This is a genomic window from Stenotrophomonas sp. VV52 (genome assembly GCF_002893095.1).
GTDB lineage: Bacteria > Pseudomonadota > Gammaproteobacteria > Xanthomonadales > Xanthomonadaceae > Stenotrophomonas > Stenotrophomonas aracearum.
In genome coordinates this window covers 300096-325818 of the sequence record NZ_PKQQ01000002.1, presented here as the reverse complement: position 1 = coordinate 325818, position 25723 = coordinate 300096, and the positions used below count along the sequence as shown (strand labels likewise).

Here is a 25723-nt window from a genome sequence, read left to right as displayed (position 1 = left end):
TCCGGCAAATCGCGACACGGTTTGCCGGATCGGGCCGCATCGGTGAAAATCGGGGCATCCCCCAGTTTTGCGAGCGCCGATGCACCATGACACCGACCTGATCAACATCGTCGCCGTTGGCCTTGGGCTCGCCTTCATCCTGGGTGCGCTGGCCAACAAGCTGCGTTTGTCTCCGCTGGTCGGTTACCTGGTTGCTGGCATCTGTGTAGGACCCTTCACCCCCGGCTTCGTCGCCGATCAGGCGCTGGCCAACCAGCTGGCCGAAATCGGCGTGATGCTGCTGATGTTCGGGGTCGGCCTGCACTTCTCGCTGAAAGACCTGATGGCGGTCAAGGCGATCGCCATTCCCGGCGCCATCGGCCAGATTCTGGTCGCCACCCTGCTTGGCTGGGGCCTGGCCTGGCTGATGGGCTGGCCGGTGATCCATGGCGTGGTGTTCGGCTTCTCGCTGGCCACCGCTAGTACCGTGGTACTGCTGCGCGCGATGGAAGAACGCCGCCTGCTGGAAACCCAGCGCGGCAAGATCGCGGTCGGCTGGCTGATCGTGGAAGACCTGGCCTGCGTACTGGCACTGGTGATGATGCCGGTGCTGGCCGGCGTGTTCGGCCCGGACGCGGCCAACGAAACCCATACCGTCGGCAGCGTGCTGGCCAGCATCGGCTGGACCTTCGTGCAGCTCGGTCTGTTCGTGGCGGTGATGCTGGTGGTCGGGCGCCGGGTCATTCCGTGGATCCTCGAGCGCATCGCCGGCACCGGCTCGCGCGAGCTGTTCACCCTCTCGGTGCTGGCCATCGCGCTGGGCGTGGCGTTCGGCTCGGCCATGCTGTTCGGCGTGTCGTTCGCGCTGGGCGCATTCTTCGCCGGCATGCTGCTCAACGAATCCGAACTCAGCCACAAGGCCGCCAACGACTCGCTGCCGCTGCGCGACGCCTTCGCGGTGCTGTTCTTCGTCTCGGTCGGCATGCTGTTCAACCCGGCCATCCTGATCGAACACCCGTGGCAGGTGCTGGCCACCGCCGCGATCATCATGTTCGGCAAGTCCGCGGCGGCGTTCTTCATCGTGCGTGCGTTCGGCCATCCCGCCGGTACCGCACTGACCATTTCGGCCAGCCTGGCGCAGATCGGCGAATTCGCCTTCATCATCGCCGGCCTCGGCGTCACGCTGAAGATCCTGCCGCCCACCGGCCAGGCGCTGGTGCTGGCCGGCGCGCTGATCTCGATCATGCTCAATCCGCTGGTGTTCGGCCTGCTCGACCGCTGGTTGCTGAAACACCAGGAAACCGCACCGGCCGCAGTGGAAACGGAGCTGCCACCGGGCCCTTCGCTGGACCTGCACGACCATGCCATCGTGATCGGCTACGGCCGCGTCGGCAGCGCGCTGGCCCAAGTGCTGCGCGACCGTGGCGTGCCGGTGCTGGTGATCGACGACAACAAGGAACACGTGGCCGAAGCGCATGCCGCCGGCCTGCCTGCGATCCGCGGCAGCGCCGCCTCCGACCGGGTGCTGGCCGAAGCGCATCCCGAACGCGCGAAGATCGCCGTGCTGGCGATCCCGCAGCCGCTGGAAGCCGGTGAAACGCTGGCCAAGCTGCGCGCGCTCAACCCCGGGTTGACGCTGCTGGCGCGCGCGCACAGCGACGCCGAGGTCAAGCACCTGCTCGAACACGGCGCCGACGGCACGGTCATGGCCGAGCGCGAACTGGCGTATTCACTGGCGGAAATGGTCATGTCCACCCCGCCGTACCGCAGCCTCGGCAAGAACGCCATTCCGGTGGTGTAGGCAATCCACAACCAGTCCGATGGGCACGGGCGCAGCTGCCATGCATGCTGCGCCGGACCTGCGCTGCACCCGGCGCGCTGCCATCGACGAGGTTGCCATGCCGCTCGACATACCCCTCAGCCGGCATATCCAGGGGCGATTCACCAGCGATGTCGCCCGCCAGCTGCATCCGCGTGGCATTCCGCCGGCACCGACCCGACCCAATCGCCCTGCGCCGTTGAGCGTGCGCAATGGCCGCGACTGGTTGGTGTCGGCGCTGGCGCTGTCGTCCACCTTGGCCGCCACCCGCCTTCCATCACGTACACCTTCGCTCACGGCAGTGCGCGACGGTGCGCGTTCGGTGGCTGCACCAGCAGCCGCGCCGCTGCCGGTACGGCCGTCACTGCCAGGCGCGTACGCCGTGACCGGCGGCGGCTACGAAGCGGTACCTGTGTCGGGCGATCCGCCGACGGCCGTGGCATCGTCGCTGCAGAACATCGCCAATGCGGCGTCGGTGAGCTGCCTTGCAACGCCGCAACGATGCCCGCAGGCGTTGCTGGCCGGTACCGTGGCGGCCATGGCAGTAATCAGCAGCGCTGCGACGGGACTGCTTGTCGGCCGTGCCACTGCACCTGGCTGCGACCGGGCAGATTCCACGACCACGCCACCGAACGGGCTTGCGCAGTCGCTGTATGACCTGCTGCCCGCCGAGTACCGTCATCGCCTTCTGGAGATCGTCAGCGACTGCGGCACCGATACCGCAGCCTGTACCGGGCCGGCCATCCACGCCCTGCTCGAGGACCTGCCAGCGCCTGACCGCTACCGGATCATGGCCACACTGGGTGTCGCGCAGCGTCCCGGCACGCACGGCGTGGGCGGCTGGCCGAGTGGCGCCGATGCTGCACCGTTCACCTCACCTCTGGACTGGATGGACTGGGCAGCCGACCTGCTGGCCGCTGCGGTGAGCCCGGCGCAGGCGCGCTTCCAGCTGGACCTGGAGCAGATCGCGCGGGCCACGCTGGACGCGCAGGCCGGGCTCAACGGCACCGACCGCGAAACGGCCGCCAACAACGCGCGCTTCGATACGCTGGGCGCGCTGTTCGAAGACGACGGCCACACCCTGCTGCAACTGCCGTTCAATGGCACCGCGCGCGACATTTTCGGTTTCGAGCGGCCCTACATCGGCTGCAACCTGATGGTGGAGTTCTGCGGCGCCGGCACGCCCTCGCGAACCCTGATGCTGCTCGCCCACGGCGACATGATCGGCGCCCATGACGGTTCAAGTGGGGCAAACGACAACGGCAGCAGCCTCGCGGCGCTGCTGGCCCTGGCCCGCACGTTGCGCGACACCCCCTTGCCCCCTGGCATGCGGGTGCAGTTGATGGTATCGGACATGGAAGAACGTGGCCTCTACGGCAGCAAGGCGTTCGTGCAGCAGTGCCTGGCGCGCGGCACCTGTCCGGACGTGGCGCTCAACCTGGACATGATCGGGCGCGGCGAAGGCATCACCGTAACCGGCTCGGACCGCCACCACCTGTACATGGACGGAGATTCACGCAGCGTACTGCCGCCGCCGGCCGAAGTGAGCGCAGCCGAAGCGCAGCTGCGCCAGCAACTGGAACGTGCCGCGGCCGACGTGGGCCTGCAGGTGTTCGACAGCGAGGGCTGGGCCATGCAGTCCGACCACATCGCCTTCCAGCGCGAGGGCATCCCGGCGCTGGGCATGAACCTGGCCGATGAGCGCGACATCGCACTCGAACGCGAGGTGCAGCAGGCGCGCGCGCGGCTGTGGGTGGCCAACACGGCGGTGGACTGGACCCGGTTCGAGGAATATCTGCAGGGCACGCTTGACCCCGACGCCACGCGCGAGATGGATGCGCGGCTGGACGTGATGGACCGGGCGATGCAGGCGTACAAGGCCTTGCCCGAGTCGCCGAGCATGGCGCGCATCCATAACGGGCGGGACCAGCTGCACCAGGTGGACACCGGTCGTGCGATGGAAGCGCTGGCCGTGCTCGAACGCACCCTCGACGCGTGGTTGCATTCGCCAGCGCCATGACCCGCGGCCATCATCGGCGCATTTCGTAAAACTCCTATGGGCGCTGCGCACGTGCGCGGCCACCATCGAACGACGCCTGCATACCGCAGGCACCGTTCGATTGCCATTGGAGGCACTGCATGCCCGTTGATTCCATCCACCACCACCGCCGCAGCCAAGGCGATTTCGCGGACAAACTGAAGGGCTGGCAGCCGCCACAGCAGCACGCAAGAGCGCAGCGATTCGGCAGGGCGACGCCGCTGCTGCGCCTCGACAATGCGTCGCGGGCACTCACCGGGATGCTGCTGCTGGGATCGCTGCGGCCCGCGGTGGCGAATGACGCACCGGCATCGCCCACTCCCCCTGCACTGCTGCCGGGCGCGGGCGCTGTGCGTACCGAACCTTACCGCGCCTTGCCCATGCAGGAGATGACCCTGGAACAGATCGGCAACCGCGCCGCCGCCGGCTGCATCGCGCAGCCGCGCCAGTGCGCGAAGATCCTCGGCGGTGCAGCACTGACAGCCCTGGCCAGCAGCGCGATCAGCGGCTGGGTGGGGTGGAAGGCAGGCCTTCAGCGGGGACGCGGGGAGGGATTGGACGCATGCCACGCGGTCTCCACGGCCCAGGCACAGGTACAGCCGATGAACACGGACGACGGCTTGCCTGCACCGGTGCGCTTCGACCCGGCCGATGTCGCCCCCGAGCACTCGCCCTGCGATTCGCTGTACGCACACGTCAACCACCGTTGGCACCAGCGCACCGTGCTGCCCGCCGACCAGTCGCGCTGGGACATGCTCGCCCTGCTGAAGGACCGCTCGCTGGCGATACAGCGCCGCGTAGCGGAGCAGGCGGCCGGCTTGGCCACGCCCACGCATGTGGAGAAGATCATTGCCGACCTGTGGACCACCGGCATGAACCCGCATCGCATCAATGCCGAAGGCATCGCACCGCTGCGCGAGGACCTCGCCGCGATCGACGCGCTGCAGACACCGGAAGCGATTGAAGCGCATCTGCACGCACTCACCGCCGTCGGACGCAATCCCGTCTACCGCATCCTGGTGGACTCGGACATGGACGCCCGCGACACGCAGATCGCCTACGCCATCCAGCGCGGGCTGGGCCTGCCCGACCGCAGCTACTACGTCGGCGACGAGCACGCGGAGGTGCTGGGCACCTACCGTGCACATATCGCCCACATCCTGCGCCTGGCCGGCGATGCACCCGCCGAGGCCGAACGCCAGGCCGACGCGGTGCTGGGGCTGGAGCACCACTTCGCCAACGCATCGGTGCCATGGCAGGAACTCAACGCCGACCTCGTCCAGTACTACAACCCGATGGCCGTGACCGAGGCCGATGCGCTGACCCCCGGCTTCAGCTGGAGTGGCCTGTTCCAGGCACTGGGCGTAGCCACCCCGGCACGCTTCTCACTGGCCACGCCCGGATTCCACCAGGCCGTCGGCGCGGCGCTGACCGAGGCAGACCCGGCCACCTGGCGTGCTTACCTGCGCTTCCACACCCTGGATGCGGCCAGCCCGTACCTGGGCGACGACTTCGTGCGCGCCCACCACGCAATGCATGCCGCGGCCCTCACCGGCGAGGACACCCTGCCGCCACGCTGGAAGCAGGTGCTGGCTGCGATCCAGCGGGTGGCCGGCGAAGCGCTCAGTGAGCTGTACGTGGGCGTGGCGTTCCCCGCCGAAACCCGCACGCAGGTCACTGCACTGGTCGGGCAGCTCACCGCCGCGCTGAAGCGACGCCTGCCGCACGTGCCGTGGATGGATGCCGAAACCCGTGCCGCCGCGCTGCGCAGGGCAGACAGCTTCCGCCCGCGCATCGGCCACCCGGACCAGTGGCCCGACTGGTCAGGCCTGCACACCGAAACGTGCGGCTACCTCACCAACCTGCGTCGTGCCGAAGCGTTCTCGCAAGCCAGGGCGCTGGCCATGATCGGCGGTCCCGTGGACAACGAACAATGGCGGATGACCGCGCAGGAAGTGGACGCTTACTACGACCTGATGAACGGCGACCTGGCCTTCTCAGCTGCACTGCTGCAACCGCCGTTCTTCGATCCGGATGCAGACGCCCCACTGAACTACGGCGGGATAGGTGCAGTGATCGGCCACGAACTGAGCCACGGATTCTCAGCACAGTCCAGCCAGTTCGGACTGGACGGCACCCTGCAGGGATGGTGGACCGAGGCCGACCATCAACGCTACGCCGCCCTCTCCGAACGCCTGGCCGAACAGTTCGACCAGCAGTGGCTGGGCGGCATGCAGGTGAACGGCACGCTTACCGAAGGCGAGAACCTGGGCGACCTGGGTGGCCTGGCGCTCGCACTGGACGCGATGCAGCACGCAACCCGGAACCAGCCCGACCCGATGATTGACGGGTTGAGCCGCGAACAGCGCTTCTTCCTCGCCTGGGGCATGCAGCACCGCAGCCTGCTCACCGCGCAACGCCTGGAGCAGGACATCAGAACCGACCCGCATGCACCGGGCCCGGCCCGCGCCAATGTCGGCCCGTCCAACCTGCGGGCATTCGCCGACGCCTTCCAGTGCCCGCCCGGCAGCGCCATGACCCGCAGCGACAGCGAACGGGTGGTCTACCTGTAAACAACAAAGGGCGCGCGCCGCATCTGCAGCGCGCGCCCTTCAACAGCCTCACTCAGCCCTTGCTGAAAACCAGCTTGCCGTCGGCCGCATCCACCTGGATCGCGTCGCCGCCGACGAACTCGCCGGACAGGATTTTCTGCGCCAACGGGTTCTCCAACTGCGACTGCACCGCACGCTTGAGCGGGCGGGCACCGTAGATCGGATCGAAGCCGACGTTGCCCAGCAGTTCGAACGCCGCATCACTCACGTCGATGCGCAGGCCACGCTCGGCCAGCCGCTTCACCAGCCCCTGCATCTGGATGCGCGCGATCTGCTTGATCTGCACCTTGTCCAGCGGGTGGAACACCACGATGTCGTCCAGCCGGTTGATGAACTCCGGACGGAAGTGCGCCTGCACCACGCCCATCACCGCCGCCTTCATCTGCGTATAGGCCTCCGGGCTGTCGTCGCCGGACATGTCCTGGATCTGGTGCGAGCCCAGGTTCGAGGTCATCACGATGACGGTGTTGCGGAAGTCCACGGTGCGGCCCTGGCCGTCGGTCAGGCGACCGTCGTCCAGCACCTGCAGCAGGATGTTGAACACATCGGTATGTGCCTTCTCGACTTCATCGAGCAGGATCAGCGAGTACGGACGGCGGCGCACCGCCTCGGTGAGGTAGCCACCTTCTTCATAGCCCACATACCCCGGGGGCGCACCGATCAGCCGCGCCACGCTGTGCTTCTCCATGAACTCGCTCATGTCGATGCGGATCATCGCGTCGCTGCTGTCGAACAGGAACTCGGCCAGCGCCTTGCACAGCTCGGTCTTGCCCACGCCGGTCGGGCCCAGGAACAGGAACGAGCCACTCGGCCGGTTCGGGTCGGACAGGCCCGCACGCGAACGACGCACCGCGTCGGAGACGACCTTGATCGCCTCTTCCTGGCCGACCACGCGTTCGTGCAACATCGCTTCCATGCGCAGCAGCTTGTCGCGCTCGCCTTCCAGCATGCGGTTGACCGGAATACCGGTCCAGCGCGAGACCACCTCGGCAATTTCTTCGGCGGTGACCCGGTCCTGGACCAGCTTGAACTCGGTGTTCTCCGCTTCCTGCGCGGCGTGCAGCTGCTTCTCCAGCTGCGGCAGCTGGCCGTACTGCAGTTCGCTCATGCGGCCGAAATCCTGCCGACGCTGCGCGGCTTCCAGTTCCAGCCTGGCCTGCTCGATCTGTTCCTTGATCCTGGTGGTGCCCTGCAGCGCCGCCTTTTCAGACTTCCAGATCTCGTCCAGGTCGGAGAACTCGCGCTCCAGCGCGTCGATGTCGGTTTCCAGATCGGCCAGGCGCTGCCGCGAGGCGTCGTCCTTTTCCTTCTTCAGCATTTCGCGCTGGATCTTGAGCTGGATCAGCCGGCGTTCCATGCGGTCCAGTTCTTCCGGCTTGGAGTCGATCTCCATGCGGATGCGCGAAGCGGCCTCGTCCATCAGGTCGATGGCCTTGTCCGGCAGCTGGCGGTCGGCGATGTAGCGATGCGACAAGGTGGCCGCAGCGACGATCGCCGGATCGGTGATTTCCACCCCGTGGTGCACCGCGTACTTTTCCTTCAGCCCGCGCAGGATCGCGATGGTGTCTTCCACGCTGGGCTCGCCGACGAACACCTTCTGGAAGCGGCGCTCCAGCGCGGCGTCCTTCTCGATGTACTTGCGGTACTCGTCCAGCGTGGTGGCGCCCACGCAGTGCAGCTCGCCGCGCGCCAGCGCCGGCTTGAGCATGTTGCCGGCATCCATCGCACCATCGGCCTTGCCCGCGCCCACCATGGTGTGCAGCTCGTCGATGAACAGGATGATCTGCCCTTCGCTCTTGGCCAGGTCGTTGAGCACGCCCTTCAGGCGCTCTTCGAACTCGCCGCGGAACTTGGCACCGGCGATCAGCGCGCCCATGTCCAGCGACAGCACGCGCTTGCCACGCAGGCCTTCGGGCACTTCGTCGTTGATGATGCGCTGGGCCAGGCCCTCCACGATCGCGGTCTTGCCCACGCCCGGCTCGCCGATCAGCACCGGGTTGTTCTTGGTGCGGCGCTGCAGGACCTGGATGGTGCGGCGGATTTCTTCGTCGCGCCCGATCACCGGGTCGAGCTTGCCGCTCTCGGCACGCGCGGTCAGGTCGATGGTGTACTTCTCCAGCGCCTGGCGCTGTTCCTCGGCATTTTCAGACTGCACGCTCTCGCCGCCGCGGATCTTGTCGATGGCGGTCTCGATCTTGGCCTTGTCGGCACCGGCGGCGCGCAGCGCCATGCCCAGCGTGCCGGAATCTTCGAGCGCGGCCAGCACGAACCACTCGCTGGCGATGAAGGCATCGCCATGCTGCTGGGCCAGCTTGTCGGTGACGTTGAGCAGCCGGTTGAGGTCATTGCCGATGGACAGGTTGCCGGCCTGGCCGGATACCTTCGGCAATGCATCGAGCGCTTCGGTCAGCCGCTCGCGCAGCACCGGCACGTTGACGCCGGCCTGCGCCAGCAGCGGGCGCGTACTGCCACCCTGCTGGTCCATCAGCGCGGTGAGCAGATGTACCGGTTCGATGATGTTGTGGTCGCGGCCCACGGCCAGCGACTGTGCGTCCGCCAGCGCCTGCTGGAAACGCGAGGTGAGCTTGTCCATCCGCATGGGGAGTTCCTCGATCAGGTTTTCGCTGGCCAGGCCAGCACTATCTGACAGATGCGGTTACGCAGGTGTGTTTCAAGGGGGAATGAGAACGTATTCAGCCGCCGGACGACGCAGCGGCGACGCAGCCATCACGCCTGCTTGCCGCGCAGATGGCGACGCTGTGGGTTCGTTTCAAGGAGCCTGCGCATGCATTACGAGCTTTACTACTGGACCGGCATCCAGGGCCGCGGCGAGTTCGTCCGGCTGGCACTGGAGGACGCCGGCGCGGCCTACACCGACATGGCGCGCGTGCACGGCGACGAGGTGATGCAGCCGTTCCTGGACGGCGCGCAGGACGGGCTGCGCCCGTTCGCGCCGCCATTCCTGGTCAGCGGCCGCCAGGTGATCGCCCAGGTCAGCGCGATCCTGGATCACCTGGGCCCGGAACTGGGGCTGGTGCCCGAAGCGGCCTCACGGCGCATGCAGGCGCTGCAGTTGCAGCTGACCATCGCCGATCTGGTCGCCGAGGTGCACGACACCCATCATCCGATTTCCGGCGCGAAGTACTACGAGGACCAGAAGGCGGAGGCGAAGGCGCGGGCCGCGTCGATGCGGGACGAGCGCTTGCCGAAGTTCCTGGGCTGGTTCGAAAGCGTGCTGGAGGCCAATGGCGGCCTGCACCCGCTGCGCGAGCATTCGTATGTGGACCTGTCGTTGTTCCAGCTGGTGAGCGGGCTGAGCTATATGTTCCCGCGCCGGATGCAGGCGCTGCGCCCTACCCTGCCCCTGCTGCACGCCCTGCATGACCGCGTGCAGCGGCGGCCGAACGTGGCCGCCTACCTGGCGTCTGAGCGCCGGTTGCCGTTCAACACCAATGGCATCTTCCGGCATTACCCGGAGCTGGACGGCGACGCATGATCTGGATTGCCCTGTGCCGCGTAGTGCCGGCCGCCGGCCGGCTCCACGTGGACTTCGGGCACCGCCTGGAGCCGGCCGGCGGCCGGCACTACGCAATCAGGCGTTTCGGTTTTCTTTCTGCAGCGACAGCAGCGCCAGCAACCCCGCCAACGTCACGTACGCGCCCGCGAACTGCCACATGATCTGCTTCGGCAGCCCCACCAGCTGCCACGGCAGGTAGATGCCACCGCGCGGGTCCACCGAGTGGATCAGCCCGAACAGGGTCAGCGCCGCTGCCACCAGCAGCACGCCCGAGGCGCGCAGCAGCCGCCCGTCGATCATCGCCACCACGGCCGCGATCCACAGCATCGAGGTAATGATGAAGCCATTTCCCAGGGTGAAGATCACCGCCAGCTCCGGCAGCCCGTGGCCGTCCAGCGTGGTGGTCATCGCCGCCAGCTGCTCCGGCGCGATCCAGCCGGGTGCCTTGATCGCCAGAAGGTAGGCCACCGAAGGCAGGAAACCCAGCACCATCGCGCCGGCATGCTCGCGCGGGGTGGCCTGGAAGGCCTGGGTGGTGATGTCGATCGCCACGTACACGATGATCGGCGCCAGCACCGCCAGCGGCAGCCACTGCACCAGCCCGGAAATCACCCCAAGCATGCCGCCGATGCCCACGAACAGGCCGGTCAGCAGCGTGTATCCGCTGCGCGCGCCCATGTGCTTGTAGGCCGGCTGGCCGATGTACGGCGTGGTCTGGGCCACGCCGCCGCACAGCCCGGCCACCAGCGTGGCCACCGCTTCCACCAGCAGGATGTCGCGGGTGCGGTAGTCGTCGCCGGCCGCGCGTGCGCTTTCGGAGACGTTGATCCCGCCCACCACCATCAGCAGGCCGAACGGCAGCAGCAGCGGCAGGTAGGTCAACGCAGTCGGCAGGCCCTCGATGAAGCCCAGCGTCGGCCACGGCAGCACCGCCTGCGGCGGGGTCCATTCCGGCACCTTGAAGCCCGGCGCGCCCAGCCCGGCCAGGCCGAGCCCGTAATACAGGACCGTGCCAAACACGAACGCCACCAGCACGCCGGGCGCGCGGATCGGCAGCTTGCGCTTGGCCACCAGCACGTACAGCAGCAGGCCCAGGGTGACGAAGCCGACCACCGGCGAGCGCAGCGTTTCCAACAGCGGCAGGAAGCCCATCAGCACGATCGCGATGCCGGCGATGGAGCCCAGCAGCGAGGCACGCGGCAACGCGCGGGTGACCGCTTCGCCGAAGAACGAGAGGATGACCTTGAGCACGCCCATGATGACCAGCGAGGCCATGCCGAGCTGCCAGGTGGCGATGGCCGCGTCATGCGGCGCCAGTCCCTGCGCCTTGAAGGCGATGAAGGCCGGGCCCAATACCAGAAGCGCCATGCCGATGCTGGTCGGCGCGTCCAGCCCGAGCGGCATGGCCGTCACATCATCGCGCCCGGTGCGTGCGGCCAGCCGCCGCGCCATCCAGGTGTAGAGCACGTTGCCGACCAGCACGCCGAAGGCGGTGCCCGGGAACATGCGGCCAAACACCACGTCGGCCGGGAACTGGAAGATGCCCACCAGCGCCATTGCGATGAAGCCCAGGATCGACAGGTTGTCGACCACCAGGCCGAAGAAGCCGTTGAGATCGCCGGCAACGAACCAGCGGGGGCGTGCGGAGACGCCGGGGGAAGAAGGCATGCGGTGGGGGCACGGGTATGGGGGGTACCCGATGGTAGGGCCAGCGGGGCCCAGATAACAGATCAGCGGTAGAACGCCGTAGTGCCGGCCGCCGGCCGGCTCTGCATGAACCGATCACCGCCTGGAGCCGGCCGGCGGCCGGCACTACGGTCAATGGCCGCGTCGCCGTTACGGCTTGTTCAAAAAATTGTTCGCCAACAAATCCCTGACCTCCCCCACCCGCCCGTGCAGCAGCGCCTTGGCCGCATACAGGGCCGTACCCGCCACCTGCTTGGCCTCCACCTGCGGCGGCATCACCAGTTCGGTCGGGCTGGTGTGCACGTCCAGCAGCGCCGGGCCGGGGTGGGCCAGTACGTCCTGCACGGCCTGCTCCAGGTCCTCGCTGCGGGTCACGGTGCGGCCGTAGAAGCCGACCACCTCGGCCAACCGGCCGAAATCGGGGTTCTTCAGATCGGTGTAGTTGTCCAGCAACCCCTGCACCTTCTGCTCCAGCTCCACGAAGTTCAGCGAGCTGTTGTTGTAGACCACCACCTTCACCGGAAGGTTTTCCTGCACGGCAGTGAGCAGCTCACCCAGCAGCATGGCCAGCCCGCCGTCGCCGGACATCGAGATCACCTGCCGTCCCGGATACGCCTTCTGCAGGCCCAGCGCCTGCGGCAGCGCGTTGGCCATCGTGCCGTGCAGCAGGCTGGTCAGCGCGCGGCGGCGCCCGTTGCTGCGGATGTGGCGCAGCACCCACACCATCGGCGAACCGCAGTCGGCGGTGAACAGCGCATCCTCGTTCGCATGCCGGTCCAGCAGCGCGGTCAGGTGCTGCGGGTGGATCAGCGTACCTTCGCCCGGCTCCTCCTCCTTGGCGCGGGTTTCCAGCGCCGCGTCACGGTGGCCGATGCACTCGTCCAGGAACGTGCGGTCATGGCGCTCGGGCAGCAGCGGCAGCAGGGCCTCCAACGTAGGCCCGATATCGCCGACCACGCCCAGCTGCACCGGGTGGCGGCGGCCGAGGTGGCTGCCGTCGCGGTCGACCTGGATCAGCGTGGCCTTGTCCGGGTAGTACTGGCCCCAGGCGAAATCGGCGCCGAGCAGCAGCAGCGTGTCGCAGGCCATCAGCGTGTGGTAGCCCGACTCGATGCCGAAGATACCAGTCATGCCCATGTTGTACGGGTTGTCGTGCTCCACGAAATCCTTGGCGCGCGAGGTATGCGCGATCGGCGCCTTCAGCCGCGCGCCGAGCGCCACCAGCGCGTCATGCGCATGTTCGCAGCCAGCGCCGGCGTAGATGCCGATGCGTTTGCCCTCGCCGATCAGCGCCGCGATCTTCTGCAGCTCGTCGTCGTTCGGGCGCAGCACCGGCTGCGCGTAATGCACGGCGAACGGACGATCGTCCTTGACCTCGGCTTCGCTGATGTCGGCCGGCAGGATCACCACCGCCACCCCGCGCCGGCTGATCGCCGCCTGGCAGGCCAGCGCCACCACGCGGCGCGCCTGTTCCGGGCTGTAGACCTGCTCGCAGAACACGCTGCAGCTGGCGTACACCGCCTTGAAATCCACTTCCTGCGGAAACTCCATGCCCAGCTCGGCGGTGACCACCTGGCTGGCGATCAGCACCATCGGCGCGCGGTTGCGGTTGGCGTCGAACACGCCGTTGATGAAGTGCAGCCCGCCCGGGCCACAGGAGCCGGCGCAGGCGGTGAGCTGGCCGCTGACCAGCGAATCGGCTCCGGCCGCGAACGCCGCCGCCTCTTCATGGCGCACGTGCACCCAGTCGATGTCGCTGCGATGGATCGCATCGGTGACATGGTTGAGGGTGTCGCCGACGATGCCGTAGCAATGCCGCACACCGGCGGCCTGGAGGGTATCGACGACGATGTCGGCAACGCGCTTGCTCATGACGGCACTTCCACGTTCAGGGGGAAGTTCCAGCCTAGACCTGCGTGGGTGACACCCGCGTGGGAATGAGCGCCTGTCCGAGCCATACATTGGTGTTAACCGGCGTCGGTCAGAACGAGACCTCGACCGCCTGCTGCGCTCACAGTACCGACTGATGGCCAGTGGCTTGCTTCCACGCCAGGCGGATCGCTTCGATGTCGGCGCGGCGCTGCGGGGTGTTTTCGTGCAGCACCACCAGCACCTTGGTGCGCAGCCGGTTGGGCTCCTTGGCGCCACGGAACAGCCACTGGCCGTAGGCGTCGAACACGGTAAGGCCATCGGGGAAGCGCGGGGTGACCTGCTTGTCGAGGAACGCGCGCCACTGGGTTTCGGTGATCGCGTCGGTCTGCTTGCGCTCCGAGGCACCGCTTTCCTCGCCCACGCCGAAGTACAGCTCGCTGCGCACCCAGTGGGCGGCGGCGCCGGGGCGGGCCGCGTCGCCCTGGAGGCTGGCGGTGGTGGAGGCGGTGGTGCCGAGCGGGGTTGCTGTCGGTGCGGTGGTGGTGGCGCAGCCGCTGATGGCCAGGAAGGCGGCTAGCAGCAGGGGGTACGGCTTCATGTTGCGGGGATCTCCGGGGGGTGCGGCGGGAATTACCTGCGGTTATGAGCTGATGCCCGTGGGTACTGGGACTTGCATCACACCGCTCACTCACGCCAAGATAATATATCTCTTCATCCGGATGGAACAATAGTTTCGTTTGGAACAGCCGGGCAGAGCCCGGCTCTACCCCCTCATTTTTGCTGGAGCCTGCATGTCCCGTCCGTCCGCGTCGCGCCTTGGCCTTGCCATCGCGCTGGTCCTCTCTTCTCCCCTGCTGGCCCAGCAGCTCCACGCGCAGGACGCGCCCGCCAATGCCACGACGCTGGACACGGTGATCGTCACCGGTACCCGCGCCGTGGACCGCACCGTGCTGGAGTCGACCTCACCGGTGGACGTGCTGACCGCCGAAGACATCCGCCGCGCCGGCGTGGTCAACGGTGAGCTGGGCAGCGCGCTGCAGGCGCTGCTGCCGTCGTTCAACTTCCCGCGCCAGTCCAACTCCGGCGGTGCCGACCACGTGCGCGCCGCGCAGCTGCGCGGGCTTTCGCCCGACCAGGTGCTGGTGCTGGTCAACGGCAAGCGCCGCCACACCAGCGCGCTGGTGAACACCGACAGCAAGATCGGCAAGGGCACCACGCCGGTGGACTTCAATTCCATTCCGGTCAGCGCGATCAAGCGCATCGAAGTCCTGCGCGACGGCGCCGGCGCGCTGTACGGCTCCGACGCCGTGGCCGGTGTCATCAACGTGATCCTGGACGATGCCCCGGAAGGCGGCGCCATCGAAGCCAGCTTCGGTGCCCACCACACCGACCTCAAGCCGATCGACCGCACCCTCACCGACGGCCAGACCAGCTTTGCCAGCGCCAAGGTCGGTACCCGACTCGGCGACGACGGTGGCTTCCTGCGCGTGGGCCTGGAACTGAAGAACCGCGAAGGCACCAACCGCGCCGGCTTCGACCAGATTCCGCCGTGGGACCAGAGCGACATCAACCTCACCCTGCAGGGCCAGCGCAACTATGTGCTCGGCGACGGCAAGACCAAGGACCTCAACGCCTGGATCAACACCGAGCTTCCCTTCGGCGAAACCTCGAAGTTCTACTTCTTCAGCACCTTCAACCAGCGCGACAGCGAAGGCGCCAACTACTTCCGCTACCCCGACAGCGACGCCAACTGGCCGGAGATCTACCCCAACGGTTACCGCCCGATCTCCGAAGGCGAGAACCGCGACGTGCAGGCCGTGGCCGGCGCACGCGGCCAGTGGGGCGAGTGGAACTACGACGCCAGCCTGGACTACGGCTTCAACGACTTCACCTACCGCCTGCGCAACTCGCTCAACGCCTCGCTCGGCCCGGGCAGCCCCACCCGCTTCAAGACCGGTGACTACCGCAACGAACTCACCGTGGGCAACTTCGACCTGAGCCGGGTGTTCAACCAGGGCGACAACAGCCACACCCTCGGCCTGGGCCTGGAAGCGCGCCGCGACCACTTCCAGACCCGCCCGGGCGACCCCGCCAGCTATGCGGCCGGCCCCTACACCGACCGCCCCACCGGTTCGCAGGCCGGTGGCGGCCTGACCCCGCAGGACGCCACCTCGCTCACGCGCGACGTGACCAGTGCCTATGCCAGCCTGTCCAGCCAGTTCGGCGAGAAGTTCTCCAGCGACCTGGCCGCTCGCTACGAGCACAGCGACGACTACGGCGGCGAACTCACCGGCAAGCTCGGCCTGCGCTATGAATTCACCCCGGCCTTCGCGCTGCGCGGTGCGGTGTCCAACAACTTCCGCGCGCCGTCGCTGGCGCAGATCGGATACGAGTCCACCTCCACCGGCTACAACGCGGCGGGCCAGCTGGTGCAGGGCCGGACGCTGTCGGTGAACAACCCGATCGCGCGCAGCCTGGGTGCCACCGACCTGAAGCCGGAGAAGTCGCTCAACACCAGCCTGGGCTTCACCAGCCGCATCGGCGAGCACTTCGACCTGTCGCTGGACGTCTACCAGATCGACATTGACGACCGCATCGCGCTTTCGGAAAGCATCACCGGCGACGCACTCACTGATTTCGTGGACCAGCAGTTCGGCGTCAGTGGCCTGCAGAGCGCCAACTTCTTCGTCAACGCGGCCGACACCCGCACGCGCGGCGCCGAACTGGTCGCCAACTGGCGCCAGGCACTGGGCGATGGCCAGCTGCTGCTGACCGGCACCTACGCCTACAACAAGACCACGCTGAAGAACGTGGTGGCGACCCCGCCGGAGCTGAGCGCACTGGACCCGGCGTACGTGCTGTTCGGGCTGGAAGAGATCAACACGCTCACCGACGCCACCCCGCGCACCCGCGCGCAGCTGGCCGCCACCTGGGCCAATGACCGCTGGACCCTGAGCAGCCGGCTCAGTCGTTACGGAAGCGTGACCCGCGTGTTCGATTTCGGCGACGGATATGTGCCGCGCCAGACGTATGGGGCCGAGTGGCAGCTGGATGCGGAGGTAGAGTACCGGATCACGCCGCAGTGGAGCGTGGCGGTGGGCGGGCAGAACCTGACCGACAACTACTCGGATCTGTCGAACGAGGACATCTATTACTTTGGCAACCTGCCGTATGACGTGTTGTCGCCGATTGGCAGCAATGGTGCGTATTTCTATGGGCGGGTCCGGTACACGTTCTAAAGGCAGCGGGGCAGAGCCCCGCTCTACCGGCTGAATGGAATCCGGTGCGGACCTTTTGTCCGCACCGGCTTTTCACACCCCCGGTGGCATGTTGGCGCGCATGGCCAACGACTTCCCCCAACGTCCGACGCCACCACCGCTGGACGATGCCTGTGCGTTGTTCCTGGACGTGGATGGCACCCTCATTGAATTTGCGGAAGACCCCGAGGCAGTGGTCCTGCTGCCCGAGGTGCGCGAGGCGATCGGTCGCATCAGCGACCGTCTCGGCGGCGCCGTTGCGCTCATCAGCGGGCGCCCGCTGGCGCAGCTCGACCGCCTGTTCGCCCCGCTCCATCTCCCCGCCGCCGGCCTGCATGGCCACCAGGTGCGTGGCGTGGATGCCCCCGCCCGCAGCACCGACGTCGAAGCCGACACCAGCGAATGGCTGCACGGCGTGCACCAGCACGCCATGAAGTTCGCACACGGCCATCCCGGCGTACTGGTCGAGGACAAGGGCCGCAGCCTGGCCCTGCACTGGCGCAGTGCGCCGCATGCCGCGCAGGACGTGCGCGCCTTCGCCGAACACCATGCCGACGCGCGCAGTGGCTATCGCCTGCAGGCCGGCGACCATGTGGTCGAATTCGTGCCCGAAGGCAGCGACAAGGGCCGCGCCCTTCATCAATTGATGCAGCAACTGCCGTTCCGCGGCCGCGTGCCGGTGTTCCTGGGCGACGACCTCACCGACGAATTCGGCTTCGAGGCCGCCAACACCCTGCACGGCTGGAGCGTGCTGGTAGGCGAACGCGACCCCAGTGCCGCCGTGTTCGCCCTGCCCACCGTGCGTGACGTGCATGCCTGGCTGCTGCAGAACGCTTGAACATGACGCCAGAGAGCCTTTCCCCCATGAGTAAACCCAACCTGGACCTCGGCGTGGTCGGCAACGGCAGCTTCGGCGCCCTGATCGACCGCGACGCCCGCGTGGTATGGAGCTGCCTGCCCACCTTCGACGGCGACCCGACCTTCTGCGCGCTGCTGCAGCCCAACCAGCAGGTCGGCGGCGACTTCGCCATCGAGCTCGAAGACCTGGTCAGCAGCGAACAGGCCTACCTGACCAACACCGCGATCCTGCGCACCGTGCTGCACGACAAGCACGGCGGTTCGCTGGAAATCATCGACTTCGCCCCGCGCTGGCGCCAGAACGATCGTTTCTACCGGCCGGTCAGCCTGATCCGCCAGGTGCGCCCGCTCGCCGGCAACCCGCGCATCGTGGTCCGCGCGCGGCCGCTGGCCGACTGGGGCGCGCGCGTGCCCGACTCCACCTGGGGCAGCAACCACATCCGCTGGGTGCTGCCCGACCACGTGCTGCGCCTGACCACCGATGTGCCGATCCGCATGGTGCGCGACGAACTGCCGTTCGTGCTCAACCACCCGGTGCACCTGGTGCTGGGCGTTGACGAATCGCTGAACCGCTCGCTCAGTGGTTACGTGCAGGAATCGCTGCAGCGTACCCAGAGCTACTGGCGCGAGTGGGTGCGTTACCTGTCCATCCCGCTGGAATGGCAGGACGCGGTGATCCGCAGCGCCATCACCCTCAAGCTCTGCCAGTACGAAGACAGCGGCGCGATCATCGCCGCGATGACCACCTCCATTCCCGAAGCGCCGGGCAGCATCCGCAACTGGGACTACCGCTACTGCTGGCTGCGCGACGCCGCCTTCGTGGTGCGCGCGCTCAACCGGCTCGGTGCCACCCGCACCATGGAGCAGTTCCTCGGCTACATCTTCAACCTGGCCACCACCGACGGCAGTCTGCAGCCGCTGTACGGCATCGGCTTCGAGGCCAAGCTGGAAGAAAGCGAAGTGGCCTCGCTCGACGGCTACCGTGGCATGGGCCCGGTGCGGCGCGGCAACCTGGCCTGGGTGCAGCGCCAGCACGACGTGTACGGCAGCGTGGTGCTCGCCTCCACCCAGCTGTTCTTCGACCGCCGCCTGCAGGACCCGGGCGACGCCCACACCTTCGCGAGGCTGGAACCGCTGGGCGAACAGGCCTTCGCGCTGCACGACGTGCCCGACGCAGGGCTGTGGGAGTTCCGCGGCCGCACCGAAGTGCACACCTACACCAGCGCGATGTGCTGGGCCGCCTGCGACCGACTGTGCAAGATCGCGGTGCGCCTGAAGCTCGACCACCGCGCCGAGTACTGGCGCGACCGCGCCAACACCATCCATGCGCGGATCATGGACGAAGCCTGGAGCGACGAGCTCGGCCACTTCACCGACACCTTCGGCGGCCACCGCCTGGATGCCTCGCTGCTGCTGCTGGCCGACATCGGCTTCATCAGCGCCGACGACGCCCGCTTCGTCGCCACGGTCGAAGCCATTGGCCGCGACCTCAAGCACGGCAATGCGCTGTACCGCTACGTGGCGCCGGACGACTTCGGCGAACCGGAGACCAGCTTCACCATCTGCACGTTCTGGTACATCGACGCACTGGCCGCGATCGGCCGACTGGACGAAGCGCGCGAGATGTTCGAGATGCTGCTTGAGCGCCGCAACCACTTGGGGCTGCTGTCCGAAGACCTGGCTTTCGACAACGGCGAAGCCTGGGGCAACTTCCCGCAGACCTATTCGCACGTGGGCTTGGTCACGGCCGCGATGCGCCTTTCGCGCAGCTGGCAGGAAGCCTCATGAGCCGTCTCGTCGTTGTATCCAATCGTGTTGCCGCGCCCGGCGTGGCTGCCCCCGGCGGACTCGCGGTCGGCCTGCTGGCCGCACTGAAGGAACGTGGCGGCATGTGGTTCGGGTGGAGCGGCAAGTCGGTGAAGGAGCCCAGCGGCGCCGTGCACGAGCAGACCGAGGGTGACATCCGTTACGTCACCCTGGACCTCAACAAGCGCGACGTGGACGGCTACTACAACGGTTTCGCCAACCGCACGCTGTGGCCACTGCTGCACTTCCGCCTGGACCTGGTCGACTACGACCGCGCCACCCGCGAAACCTACCGCCAGGTCAACGCGCTGTTCGCCGAAAAGCTGGCGCCGCTGCTGCGCGAAGACGACATCGTGTGGATCCACGACTACCACCTGATTCCGCTGGCCTCGCTGCTGCGCGAGCGCGGCATCGGCTGCCGCATCGGCTTCTTCCTGCACGTGCCGATGCCCTCGGCCGACCTGCTGCAGGCCATGCCCGACCACCTGCGCCTGTTCTCCAGCCTGTACGCCTACGACCTGGTCGGCTTCCAGACCCAGCGCGACGCGGACCGCTTCCAGTCCTACGTGCGCCTGTTCGCCGGCGGCCGCGTGCTGCCCGACGGCATGCTCGAAGCGCCCGGCGGGCGCCGCTTCCGCGCGGCCGCGTTCCCGATCGGCATCGACACCGCGCACATCGAACGCCAAGCCAAGGCCGGCGCCAGCAAGCCGGCCGTGCGCGACCTGCGCAACAGCCTGCGCGACCGCCAGCTGGCCATCGGCGTGGACCGCCTCGACTACTCCAAGGGCCTGCCCGAGCGTTTCCTGGGCTTCGAGCGCTACCTGCAGCGCCACCCGGACCAGCGCGGCAGCCTGACCTACCTGCAGATCGCCCCGGTCTCGCGCGGTGATGTCACCGAGTACCGCCAGCTGCGTGGCCAGCTCGAGCAGATCGCCGGGCACATCAATGGCGGTTTCGCCGCGCCGGACTGGACCCCGCTGCGCTATGTGAACCAGAACTTCGCGCACGCCACCCTCACCGGCTTCTACCGCGCCGCTGCCGTAGGGCTGGTAACGCCACTGCGTGACGGTATGAACCTGGTCGCCAAGGAGTACGTGGCCTCGCAGGACCCGGAGAATCCCGGCGTGCTGGTGCTGTCGCTATTGGCAGGTGCGGCCGACGAGCTGAAGCAGGCCCTGCTGGTCAATCCGCACGACCTGGATGGCGTGGCCGATGCCATCGCCACCGCCGCCACCATGCCGCTGCGCAAGCGTGTGGAACGCTGGCAGGCGATGATGGAGCACCTCCGCACCTACGACATCAACCATTGGCGCCAGTCGTACCTGCAGGCGCTGGAAAACGGCTGATTGCGACAGTTCTGAGGGGGTCAACCGTGTCGTTTTCGGCACGGGATCGCTTTTGGCCTCTGCATCATTCGGTGTCATGCAGATTTTTTAGGAGTGTGTCGTTTTTCGCACACTCTTTGCGCAAGACCGCGCAGGGGCCTGCCCTCGATATCGATAGGCATCCTAAATCACCGAAATCAGGGCCGGATTCGCAACCTTCGGCCCCTGCGACTTTCATTTCGCATTGACAGCGCATCCCGACATTGACGCCCGCAGAGCCCGTGCATGCCGCATGGGTCGTGCATTCGGGAATCAGATTGATGTCACTGCTGGAACGCTTCATCGAAGACACCGCCCTGCACATGGGCCTGGGCCACCGCGCGCGCAGCCTGGTGGACGTGCTGGTCGACTACATCCGCAGCCTGCCGGACGGCGTGCACGGCCTGCGCCGACGCTTCGATGCGGTGGGCTTGGGCTTCCCGGGGGACGGCCGCCCGCCGCGCCTGCTGGCCAGCCAGCTGGAAGCAGTGGTGGGTCGCGAAGAGCTGGCCGTGCTGGCCCGTCGCGCCGCCTTCCCCACCGGCATGTTCGCGGTGGTGGCCTCGGACCTGCTGCCGGGCCTGCTCGACGTGCTGGAACAGGAGGCACGCAGCCCGCAGGCGCCGCCCAGCGCCGCGCGCCAACCGCGCCACGGCCCCACCCTGCGCCTGGTGCGCGGCACCGCCCTGCGCGGCGTGCTGTGGGTGATGGTGGCCGGCGCCCTGCTGTGCCTGACCGGCTGGATCCACCAGAAGACCCGGGTCAGTGCCGGCGCACCGGTGGCCCATGCCGAGCAGAAAACCCCGCCGCGGCTGTCGCTGGCCAACAACGACGGGGTGATCGACGTGCGCGGGCGCCTGCCCGGCGAGGCGGACCGGCGCAAGGTGTGGAGCGCACTGGTGGCCCAATACGGCCAGCGCGGGGTCAGCGGCGACATCCTGCGCGACCCGCTGGCTGCCGAGCCGCGCTGGCTGGACCGGCTGGTCAGCCTGGCCCCGGTGCTGCGCCACCCCGGCCTGTCGCTGTCGTTCAACGGCGACACCCTGCACGTGGAGATGGCCCGGTTGCCGGAACAGGACCGCATTGCGGTCTCCACCACCCTGCGTCGCGGCTTCGGCCACATGCAGGTCACCGGCCTGTGGGACGCCGGCCGCGTGGCGCTTTCGCAGCTGCCTGCCAGGCCCGAGCCGGTCGAACTGGTGGCCGCGCTGAACCAGGGCAAGGTGAAGTTCGAACACAAGTCGCCCACCCTGCGCGCCGACGGCCACGACATGCTGCGCGCCAGCGCGCAGGCGATTTTGGCGGCCGACCCGGGCGTCAAGCTCGAGGTGGGCAGCCACACCGACAGCCTGGGCAGCGCCGAAACCAACCTGCACCTGAGCCAGCAGCGCGCGGAAATGGTGGTGGCCGAACTGCAGGCGCAGGGCGTGCCGCTGGGGATGCTGGTGCCGAGGGGTTATGGCGAAGAACAGCCGGTGGCCGACAACCGGTGGGAATCGGGGCGGGATCGCAACCGGCGGATCGAGTATTCGATTTTGCGGTGAGTGGGTTGGGGTTGCCACGCAGGGCGTGGCACTACCGGGGTCTGGACGGTAGAGCCACGCCCTGCGTGGCTGCTCTTCACGACGCAATCCAAGCCAACGTGGCCATGCGCCCCGTCCGCCGATCCCGCCGATGCGAATAGAACCGCTCCGGCTCACCAATCGTGCACAACTGCCCGCCACTGATCGCCGCCGGATCCACCCCAGCCGCCACCAGCCTGCGCCTCGCCAGCGCATAGAGGTCCACCTTCCAGTGCCCCGGTCGCGTTCCCACGAACGCCGCAGTGGCACCGGCATCGCGCTCCACGAACGCCTGGAACACGTCCTCGCCAATCTCATACTCGGCCGGCCCGGCCGCGGGCCCCAGCCACGCCTGCAGCTCACCGGGCGCCGTCTGCATCGCCGCCACGGTCGCCTCCAGCATGCCGTCGGCCAACCCGCGCCACCCGGCATGGGCGGCGCCAATCTCGCGGCCATCGCGCGCGGCCAGCACCACCGGCAGACAGTCCGCCGTGAGGATGGCCAGGACCACGCCCGGCACCGAGGTCACCGCCGCGTCAGCGGTCGGCTCAAACTCAAGCCCCTCTCCAGCAGGCGCCGCCTCGAACCGCAGCACCGCCGTCCCGTGCACCTGGCGCAGCCAATGCGGCGCCGAGGGCAACCGAAGCCCCGCCGCCAGCAGCGCGCGGTTGCGCGCCACCTGGGCCGGATCATCGCCGTCGGCGGCGGTGCGGTTGCCCATGTTGAACTGGTCGAACGGCGCCACCGAGCCCCCCGCGCCATAGCGCAGGGTGGTCAGCGCATGCACGCCGGGCGCCGCCGGCCAGTCGGCCGCCAGCACCGGCAGCGGAGCAGACGGCGTGGCCATCAGCGGCGCCCGCGTTCCAGCTCGGCGATGCGCTTGGTGTCTTCGCGCAGCGCGTCCATCAGCGCCACCATGTCGGCCGGCACCGGCGCGCTGTTGCGGATCGGCTCACCGGTGATCGGGTGGGCGAATTCCAGCGTTTCCGCATGCAGCGCCTGGCGCTTGAAGCCGCGCAGCTGGGCCACCAGCTCGTCACTGGCGCCCTTGGGCAGCTTCAGCGCGCCGCCGTACAGCGAATCGCCCACGATGGCGTGCTTGAGGTGCGCCATGTGCACGCGGATCTGGTGGGTACGCCCGGTCTCCAGGCGGCACTCCAGCGCCGTGTGCGCGCGGAAGCGCTCGCGCAGGCGGTAATGGGTCACCGCGTCCTTGCCGTCTTCGCGCACCGCCATGCGGATACGGTCGCGCGGGTGGCGGTCGATCGGCGCATCGGCGGTACCGCCGGAGACCAGCGCGCCCACCACCACCGCCAGGTACTGGCGGTGCACGTTGCGCGCGGCCAGCTGCTCCACCAGCGCGGTCTGCGCCTGGATCGTGCGGGCCACCACCATCACGCCGCTGGTGTCCTTGTCCAGGCGGTGCACGATGCCCGCACGCGGCAGCACCGACAGGCCCGGGTCGCGGAACAGCAGCGCGTTGACCAGGGTGCCGCTGGGGTTGCCGGCGCCCGGGTGGACCACCAGGCCGACCGGCTTGTTGATCACGTAAACGTGTTCATCCTCGTACAGGATGTCCAGCGGGATGTCCTCGGGCTCGGCGTGGGTCTGGGTGTCGAGCACGACATGCAGGCTGGCCACCTCGCCGCCGCGCACCGGGTCGCGGCCGCGCACCGGGTTGCCGTCCAGCAGGACGTCGCCGGACTTGATCCACTCGGTCAGCTTGGACCGGGAGAACTCCGGGAACAGTTCGGCCAGCACGGCGTCGAAACGCCGCCCGGCGGCGGTATCAGGCACGATGGCCTGGCGGTTGGAGTCGGTTTCTGAAGGGGTATCGGACATGGGGAGCACACCGCAGGAAGACAATTTTGGGGTCCGGGCGACCACTTTCAGTCGCAGGACAGGCCACTAGGCTATCATCGACCCTTCGTATTCCAGCCGCGTCCCGCCCTGACCCCATGATCCGACGCTCTTCCCTGCTGTCCGCGCCCGTCCGCACCGCGGCCCTGATGCTGGTCCTGGCCCTTGTTTCCACCGGCTGCCACCGTGGCGCCAAGGGTGACAACCCGGAAGAAGGCCAGCCGGTCGAAACGATCTACGAAAAGAGCCACGGCCTGATGGAGAAAGGCAACTGGAGCGGGGCCGAGGCCACCTTCCGCCGCCTGATCGCCCAGTACCCGTATGGTCCGTACACCGAGCAGGCGATGATCGAAACCGCCTACGCCCAGTACAAGGCCGGCAAGCACGACGACGCGGTTTCCAGCATCGACCGCTTCATCCGGACCTACCCGACCCACCGAAACATCGCCTACATGTACTACCTGCGTGGCCTGGCCAACAGCAACCGCAACACGGTGTTCCTGCGCCGCGTGTGGTCGCTGGACCCGAGCCGCCGCGACCTGTCCACCCCGCGCCAGGCCTACTCCGACTTCAACATCGTGGTCGAGCGCTACCCCAACAGCCGCTACGCTGCCGACGCGCGCAGCCGCATGCTGGAGCTGCGCGACGTGTTCGCCCAGCACGAGCTGGACAACGCCCTGTACTACCTGCGCCGCGAGGCCTACGTCTCCGCTGCCGGGCGCGCCAACTACCTGCTGGAAACCTACCCGCAGAGCGCGTTCCAGTACGACGCCGTGGCCGCCCTCGGTGAGGCCTACACCCACCTGGGCAACAAGACCCTGGCCGACGATGCGCGCCGCGTGCTGGAGCTGAACCAGCCGGAGCACCCGTGGCTGCAGGGCAACTGGCCGAAGTACCCGTGGATGGTGCGCAAGCTGAACCCGTTCGCCGGCGAGAAGTCCGCCAGCACCGGCCAGCGCAACGCGACCATGAACCGCCGTTGATTCCAGCGGCCGGTTGAAACGAAGAAGGGTCCCTTGCGGGACCCTTTTTTGTTGCATGGGAATCAGTGGGCGAAACTGCCTGGCCCATCTTCGGTGCGCGTGATGATCGAGCTCACCCGCCCCTGGTCGTCCATCTGCGTCGAGAACGGTGCCAGCATCACGTGCCGGGGCCGTTCCAGCTCGTAGTCCGGCCGGGGCTCGGCCTGCCTCAGGATGCCTCCCCCGGCGACAACCGTGAATGGCAAACGCGATCCGGTGGAGTAGTCGGCCGGAGGAATCACCGCCGGTGCGTGCCAGGCAGGCACGTTGGTCACCGACACCGGGACTGGCGTGGAAAAGGACACGAGAAATCGACCGGGCCGGGTTGAACCCTCGATAGGCAGGTGTCCGGTCTCGACAAACGGCTTGGGGGATACGGGGCGCGGGATCGCCGGGACGTCGGAAACGGGCATGCAGCAGGCTCCAGTGAGAGGACCCCTGACTTTATCCAGCCTCCGCCGAGCCGCTTTC

17 protein-coding genes are annotated in these 25723 nt (G+C 67.9%); 10 read left to right on the top strand and 7 right to left on the bottom strand.

Annotation, left to right across the window (positions count from 1 at the left end; genetic code table 11):
- Positions 1 to 79 precede the first annotated feature (79 nt).
- From ybaL to C2U58_RS07420, 3 genes are all read left to right on the top strand, one after another.
- Entirely contained in the window at positions 80 to 1780 is a 1701-nt protein-coding gene (gene ybaL, locus C2U58_RS07430; RefSeq protein ID WP_102945242.1) for a YbaL family putative K(+) efflux transporter, read from the top strand.
- A 40-nt stretch (positions 1781 to 1820) separates the two neighbouring features.
- Positions 1821 to 3818: a M28 family peptidase gene (locus tag C2U58_RS07425; protein WP_146033424.1), complete on the top strand. Its 1998-nt coding sequence runs from the start codon at positions 1821 to 1823 to the stop codon at positions 3816 to 3818.
- Positions 3819 to 3937: 119 nt separating this feature from the next.
- Positions 3938 to 6409, top strand: coding sequence for a M13 family metallopeptidase (locus tag C2U58_RS07420; protein WP_102945240.1), 2472 nt, complete (start codon positions 3938 to 3940; stop codon positions 6407 to 6409).
- Positions 6410 to 6461: 52 nt separating this feature from the next.
- Here the strand turns inward: C2U58_RS07420 and clpB are convergent, their stop codons facing one another.
- Positions 6462 to 9047 (bottom strand): ATP-dependent chaperone ClpB, encoded by a 2586-nt coding sequence (gene clpB, locus C2U58_RS07415; RefSeq protein WP_102945239.1) that lies wholly within the window; start codon positions 9045 to 9047, stop codon positions 6462 to 6464.
- A gap of 186 nt (positions 9048 to 9233) precedes the next feature.
- On the opposite strand from clpB, the gene C2U58_RS07410 reads away from it, so the two are divergent.
- Positions 9234 to 9944 carry a glutathione S-transferase gene (locus C2U58_RS07410; protein WP_102945238.1) on the top strand — a complete coding sequence of 237 codons (711 nt, stop codon included), beginning with the start codon at positions 9234 to 9236 and terminating at the stop codon, positions 9942 to 9944.
- Between the two features lie 96 nt (positions 9945 to 10040).
- Here the strand turns inward: C2U58_RS07410 and C2U58_RS07405 are convergent, their stop codons facing one another.
- The 3 genes from C2U58_RS07405 to C2U58_RS07395 form a co-directional block, all read right to left on the bottom strand.
- The gene (locus C2U58_RS07405) at positions 10041 to 11633 is read right to left on the bottom strand and encodes a hypothetical protein (RefSeq protein ID WP_102945237.1); all 1593 of its coding nucleotides are present in this window, start codon (positions 11631 to 11633) and stop codon (positions 10041 to 10043) included.
- A gap of 168 nt (positions 11634 to 11801) precedes the next feature.
- Positions 11802 to 13523, bottom strand: coding sequence for a thiamine pyrophosphate-dependent enzyme (locus C2U58_RS07400; protein WP_102945236.1), 1722 nt, complete (start codon positions 13521 to 13523; stop codon positions 11802 to 11804).
- 139 nt (positions 13524 to 13662) lie between these two features.
- Positions 13663 to 14121: a DUF3574 domain-containing protein gene (locus C2U58_RS07395; protein WP_102945235.1), complete on the bottom strand. Its 459-nt coding sequence runs from the start codon at positions 14119 to 14121 to the stop codon at positions 13663 to 13665.
- Between the two features lie 193 nt (positions 14122 to 14314).
- Here C2U58_RS07395 and C2U58_RS07390 point away from each other — a divergent pair, with 193 nt between their 5' ends.
- The 5 genes from C2U58_RS07390 (at position 14315) to C2U58_RS07370 (ending at position 22352) form a co-directional block, all read left to right on the top strand.
- Entirely contained in the window at positions 14315 to 16762 is a 2448-nt protein-coding gene (locus tag C2U58_RS07390; protein WP_102945234.1) for a TonB-dependent receptor, read from the top strand.
- A 100-nt stretch (positions 16763 to 16862) separates the two neighbouring features.
- A complete protein-coding gene (gene otsB, locus C2U58_RS07385; protein WP_102945460.1) occupies positions 16863 to 17618 on the top strand; it encodes a trehalose-phosphatase in 756 nt (251 codons plus the stop codon).
- Positions 17619 to 17644: 26 nt separating this feature from the next.
- The gene (locus tag C2U58_RS07380; protein ID WP_102945233.1) at positions 17645 to 19426 is read left to right on the top strand and encodes a glycoside hydrolase family 15 protein; all 1782 of its coding nucleotides are present in this window, start codon (positions 17645 to 17647) and stop codon (positions 19424 to 19426) included.
- Positions 19423 to 20790: an alpha,alpha-trehalose-phosphate synthase (UDP-forming) gene (gene otsA / locus C2U58_RS07375; RefSeq protein WP_102945232.1), complete on the top strand. Its 1368-nt coding sequence runs from the start codon at positions 19423 to 19425 to the stop codon at positions 20788 to 20790. Before C2U58_RS07380 ends, otsA begins: the two co-directional genes overlap by 4 nt.
- A 299-nt stretch (positions 20791 to 21089) precedes the next feature.
- On the top strand, positions 21090 to 22352 hold the full coding sequence (locus tag C2U58_RS07370; RefSeq protein ID WP_102945231.1) for an OmpA family protein: 1263 nt from the start codon (positions 21090 to 21092) through the stop codon (positions 22350 to 22352).
- A 76-nt stretch (positions 22353 to 22428) separates the two neighbouring features.
- Here C2U58_RS07370 and pgeF read toward each other — a convergent pair whose 3' ends face one another.
- Both pgeF and rluD read right to left on the bottom strand, forming a co-directional pair.
- The gene (gene pgeF, locus C2U58_RS07365) at positions 22429 to 23217 is read right to left on the bottom strand and encodes a peptidoglycan editing factor PgeF (RefSeq protein WP_102945230.1); all 789 of its coding nucleotides are present in this window, start codon (positions 23215 to 23217) and stop codon (positions 22429 to 22431) included.
- Positions 23217 to 24212, bottom strand: coding sequence for a 23S rRNA pseudouridine(1911/1915/1917) synthase RluD (gene rluD, locus C2U58_RS07360; protein WP_070208745.1), 996 nt, complete (start codon positions 24210 to 24212; stop codon positions 23217 to 23219). Before rluD ends, pgeF begins: the two co-directional genes overlap by 1 nt.
- 116 nt (positions 24213 to 24328) lie before the next feature.
- On the opposite strand from rluD, the gene C2U58_RS07355 reads away from it, so the two are divergent.
- Positions 24329 to 25213 (top strand): outer membrane protein assembly factor BamD, encoded by an 885-nt coding sequence (locus tag C2U58_RS07355; protein ID WP_102945229.1) that lies wholly within the window; start codon positions 24329 to 24331, stop codon positions 25211 to 25213.
- A gap of 62 nt (positions 25214 to 25275) precedes the next feature.
- On the opposite strand, the gene C2U58_RS19820 is transcribed toward C2U58_RS07355, so the two are convergent.
- Positions 25276 to 25665, bottom strand: a complete 390-nt coding sequence (locus tag C2U58_RS19820; protein WP_146033423.1) for a hypothetical protein — start codon at positions 25663 to 25665, stop codon at positions 25276 to 25278.
- Positions 25666 to 25723: the final 58 nt, after the last annotated feature.

Bases quoted from the DNA above. Each gene is read 5' to 3' on its own strand.
- clpB (WP_102945239.1), bottom strand. From the start codon at position 9,047: ATGCGGATGGACAAGCTCACCTCGCGTTTCCAGCAGGCGCTGGCGGAC.
- rluD (WP_070208745.1), bottom strand. From the start codon at position 24,212: ATGTCCGATACCCCTTCAGAAACCGACTCCAACCGCCAGGCCATCGTG.
- C2U58_RS07395 (WP_102945235.1), bottom strand. From the start codon at position 14,121: ATGAAGCCGTACCCCCTGCTGCTAGCCGCCTTCCTGGCCATCAGCGGC.
- otsB (WP_102945460.1), top strand. From the start codon at position 16,863: ATGGCCAACGACTTCCCCCAACGTCCGACGCCACCACCGCTGGACGAT.
- C2U58_RS07420 (WP_102945240.1), top strand. From the start codon at position 3,938: ATGCCCGTTGATTCCATCCACCACCACCGCCGCAGCCAAGGCGATTTC.
- C2U58_RS07380 (WP_102945233.1), top strand. From the start codon at position 17,645: ATGAGTAAACCCAACCTGGACCTCGGCGTGGTCGGCAACGGCAGCTTC.
- pgeF (WP_102945230.1), bottom strand. From the start codon at position 23,217: ATGGCCACGCCGTCTGCTCCGCTGCCGGTGCTGGCGGCCGACTGGCCG.
- C2U58_RS07370 (WP_102945231.1), top strand. From the start codon at position 21,090: ATGTCACTGCTGGAACGCTTCATCGAAGACACCGCCCTGCACATGGGC.
- otsA (WP_102945232.1), top strand. From the start codon at position 19,423: ATGAGCCGTCTCGTCGTTGTATCCAATCGTGTTGCCGCGCCCGGCGTG.
- C2U58_RS07425 (WP_146033424.1), top strand. From the start codon at position 1,821: ATGCATGCTGCGCCGGACCTGCGCTGCACCCGGCGCGCTGCCATCGAC.
- C2U58_RS07410 (WP_102945238.1), top strand. From the start codon at position 9,234: ATGCATTACGAGCTTTACTACTGGACCGGCATCCAGGGCCGCGGCGAG.
- C2U58_RS07390 (WP_102945234.1), top strand. From the start codon at position 14,315: ATGTCCCGTCCGTCCGCGTCGCGCCTTGGCCTTGCCATCGCGCTGGTC.
- C2U58_RS19820 (WP_146033423.1), bottom strand. From the start codon at position 25,665: ATGCCCGTTTCCGACGTCCCGGCGATCCCGCGCCCCGTATCCCCCAAG.
- ybaL (WP_102945242.1), top strand. From the start codon at position 80: ATGCACCATGACACCGACCTGATCAACATCGTCGCCGTTGGCCTTGGG.
- C2U58_RS07400 (WP_102945236.1), bottom strand. From the start codon at position 13,523: ATGAGCAAGCGCGTTGCCGACATCGTCGTCGATACCCTCCAGGCCGCC.
- C2U58_RS07355 (WP_102945229.1), top strand. From the start codon at position 24,329: ATGATCCGACGCTCTTCCCTGCTGTCCGCGCCCGTCCGCACCGCGGCC.
- C2U58_RS07405 (WP_102945237.1), bottom strand. From the start codon at position 11,633: ATGCCTTCTTCCCCCGGCGTCTCCGCACGCCCCCGCTGGTTCGTTGCC.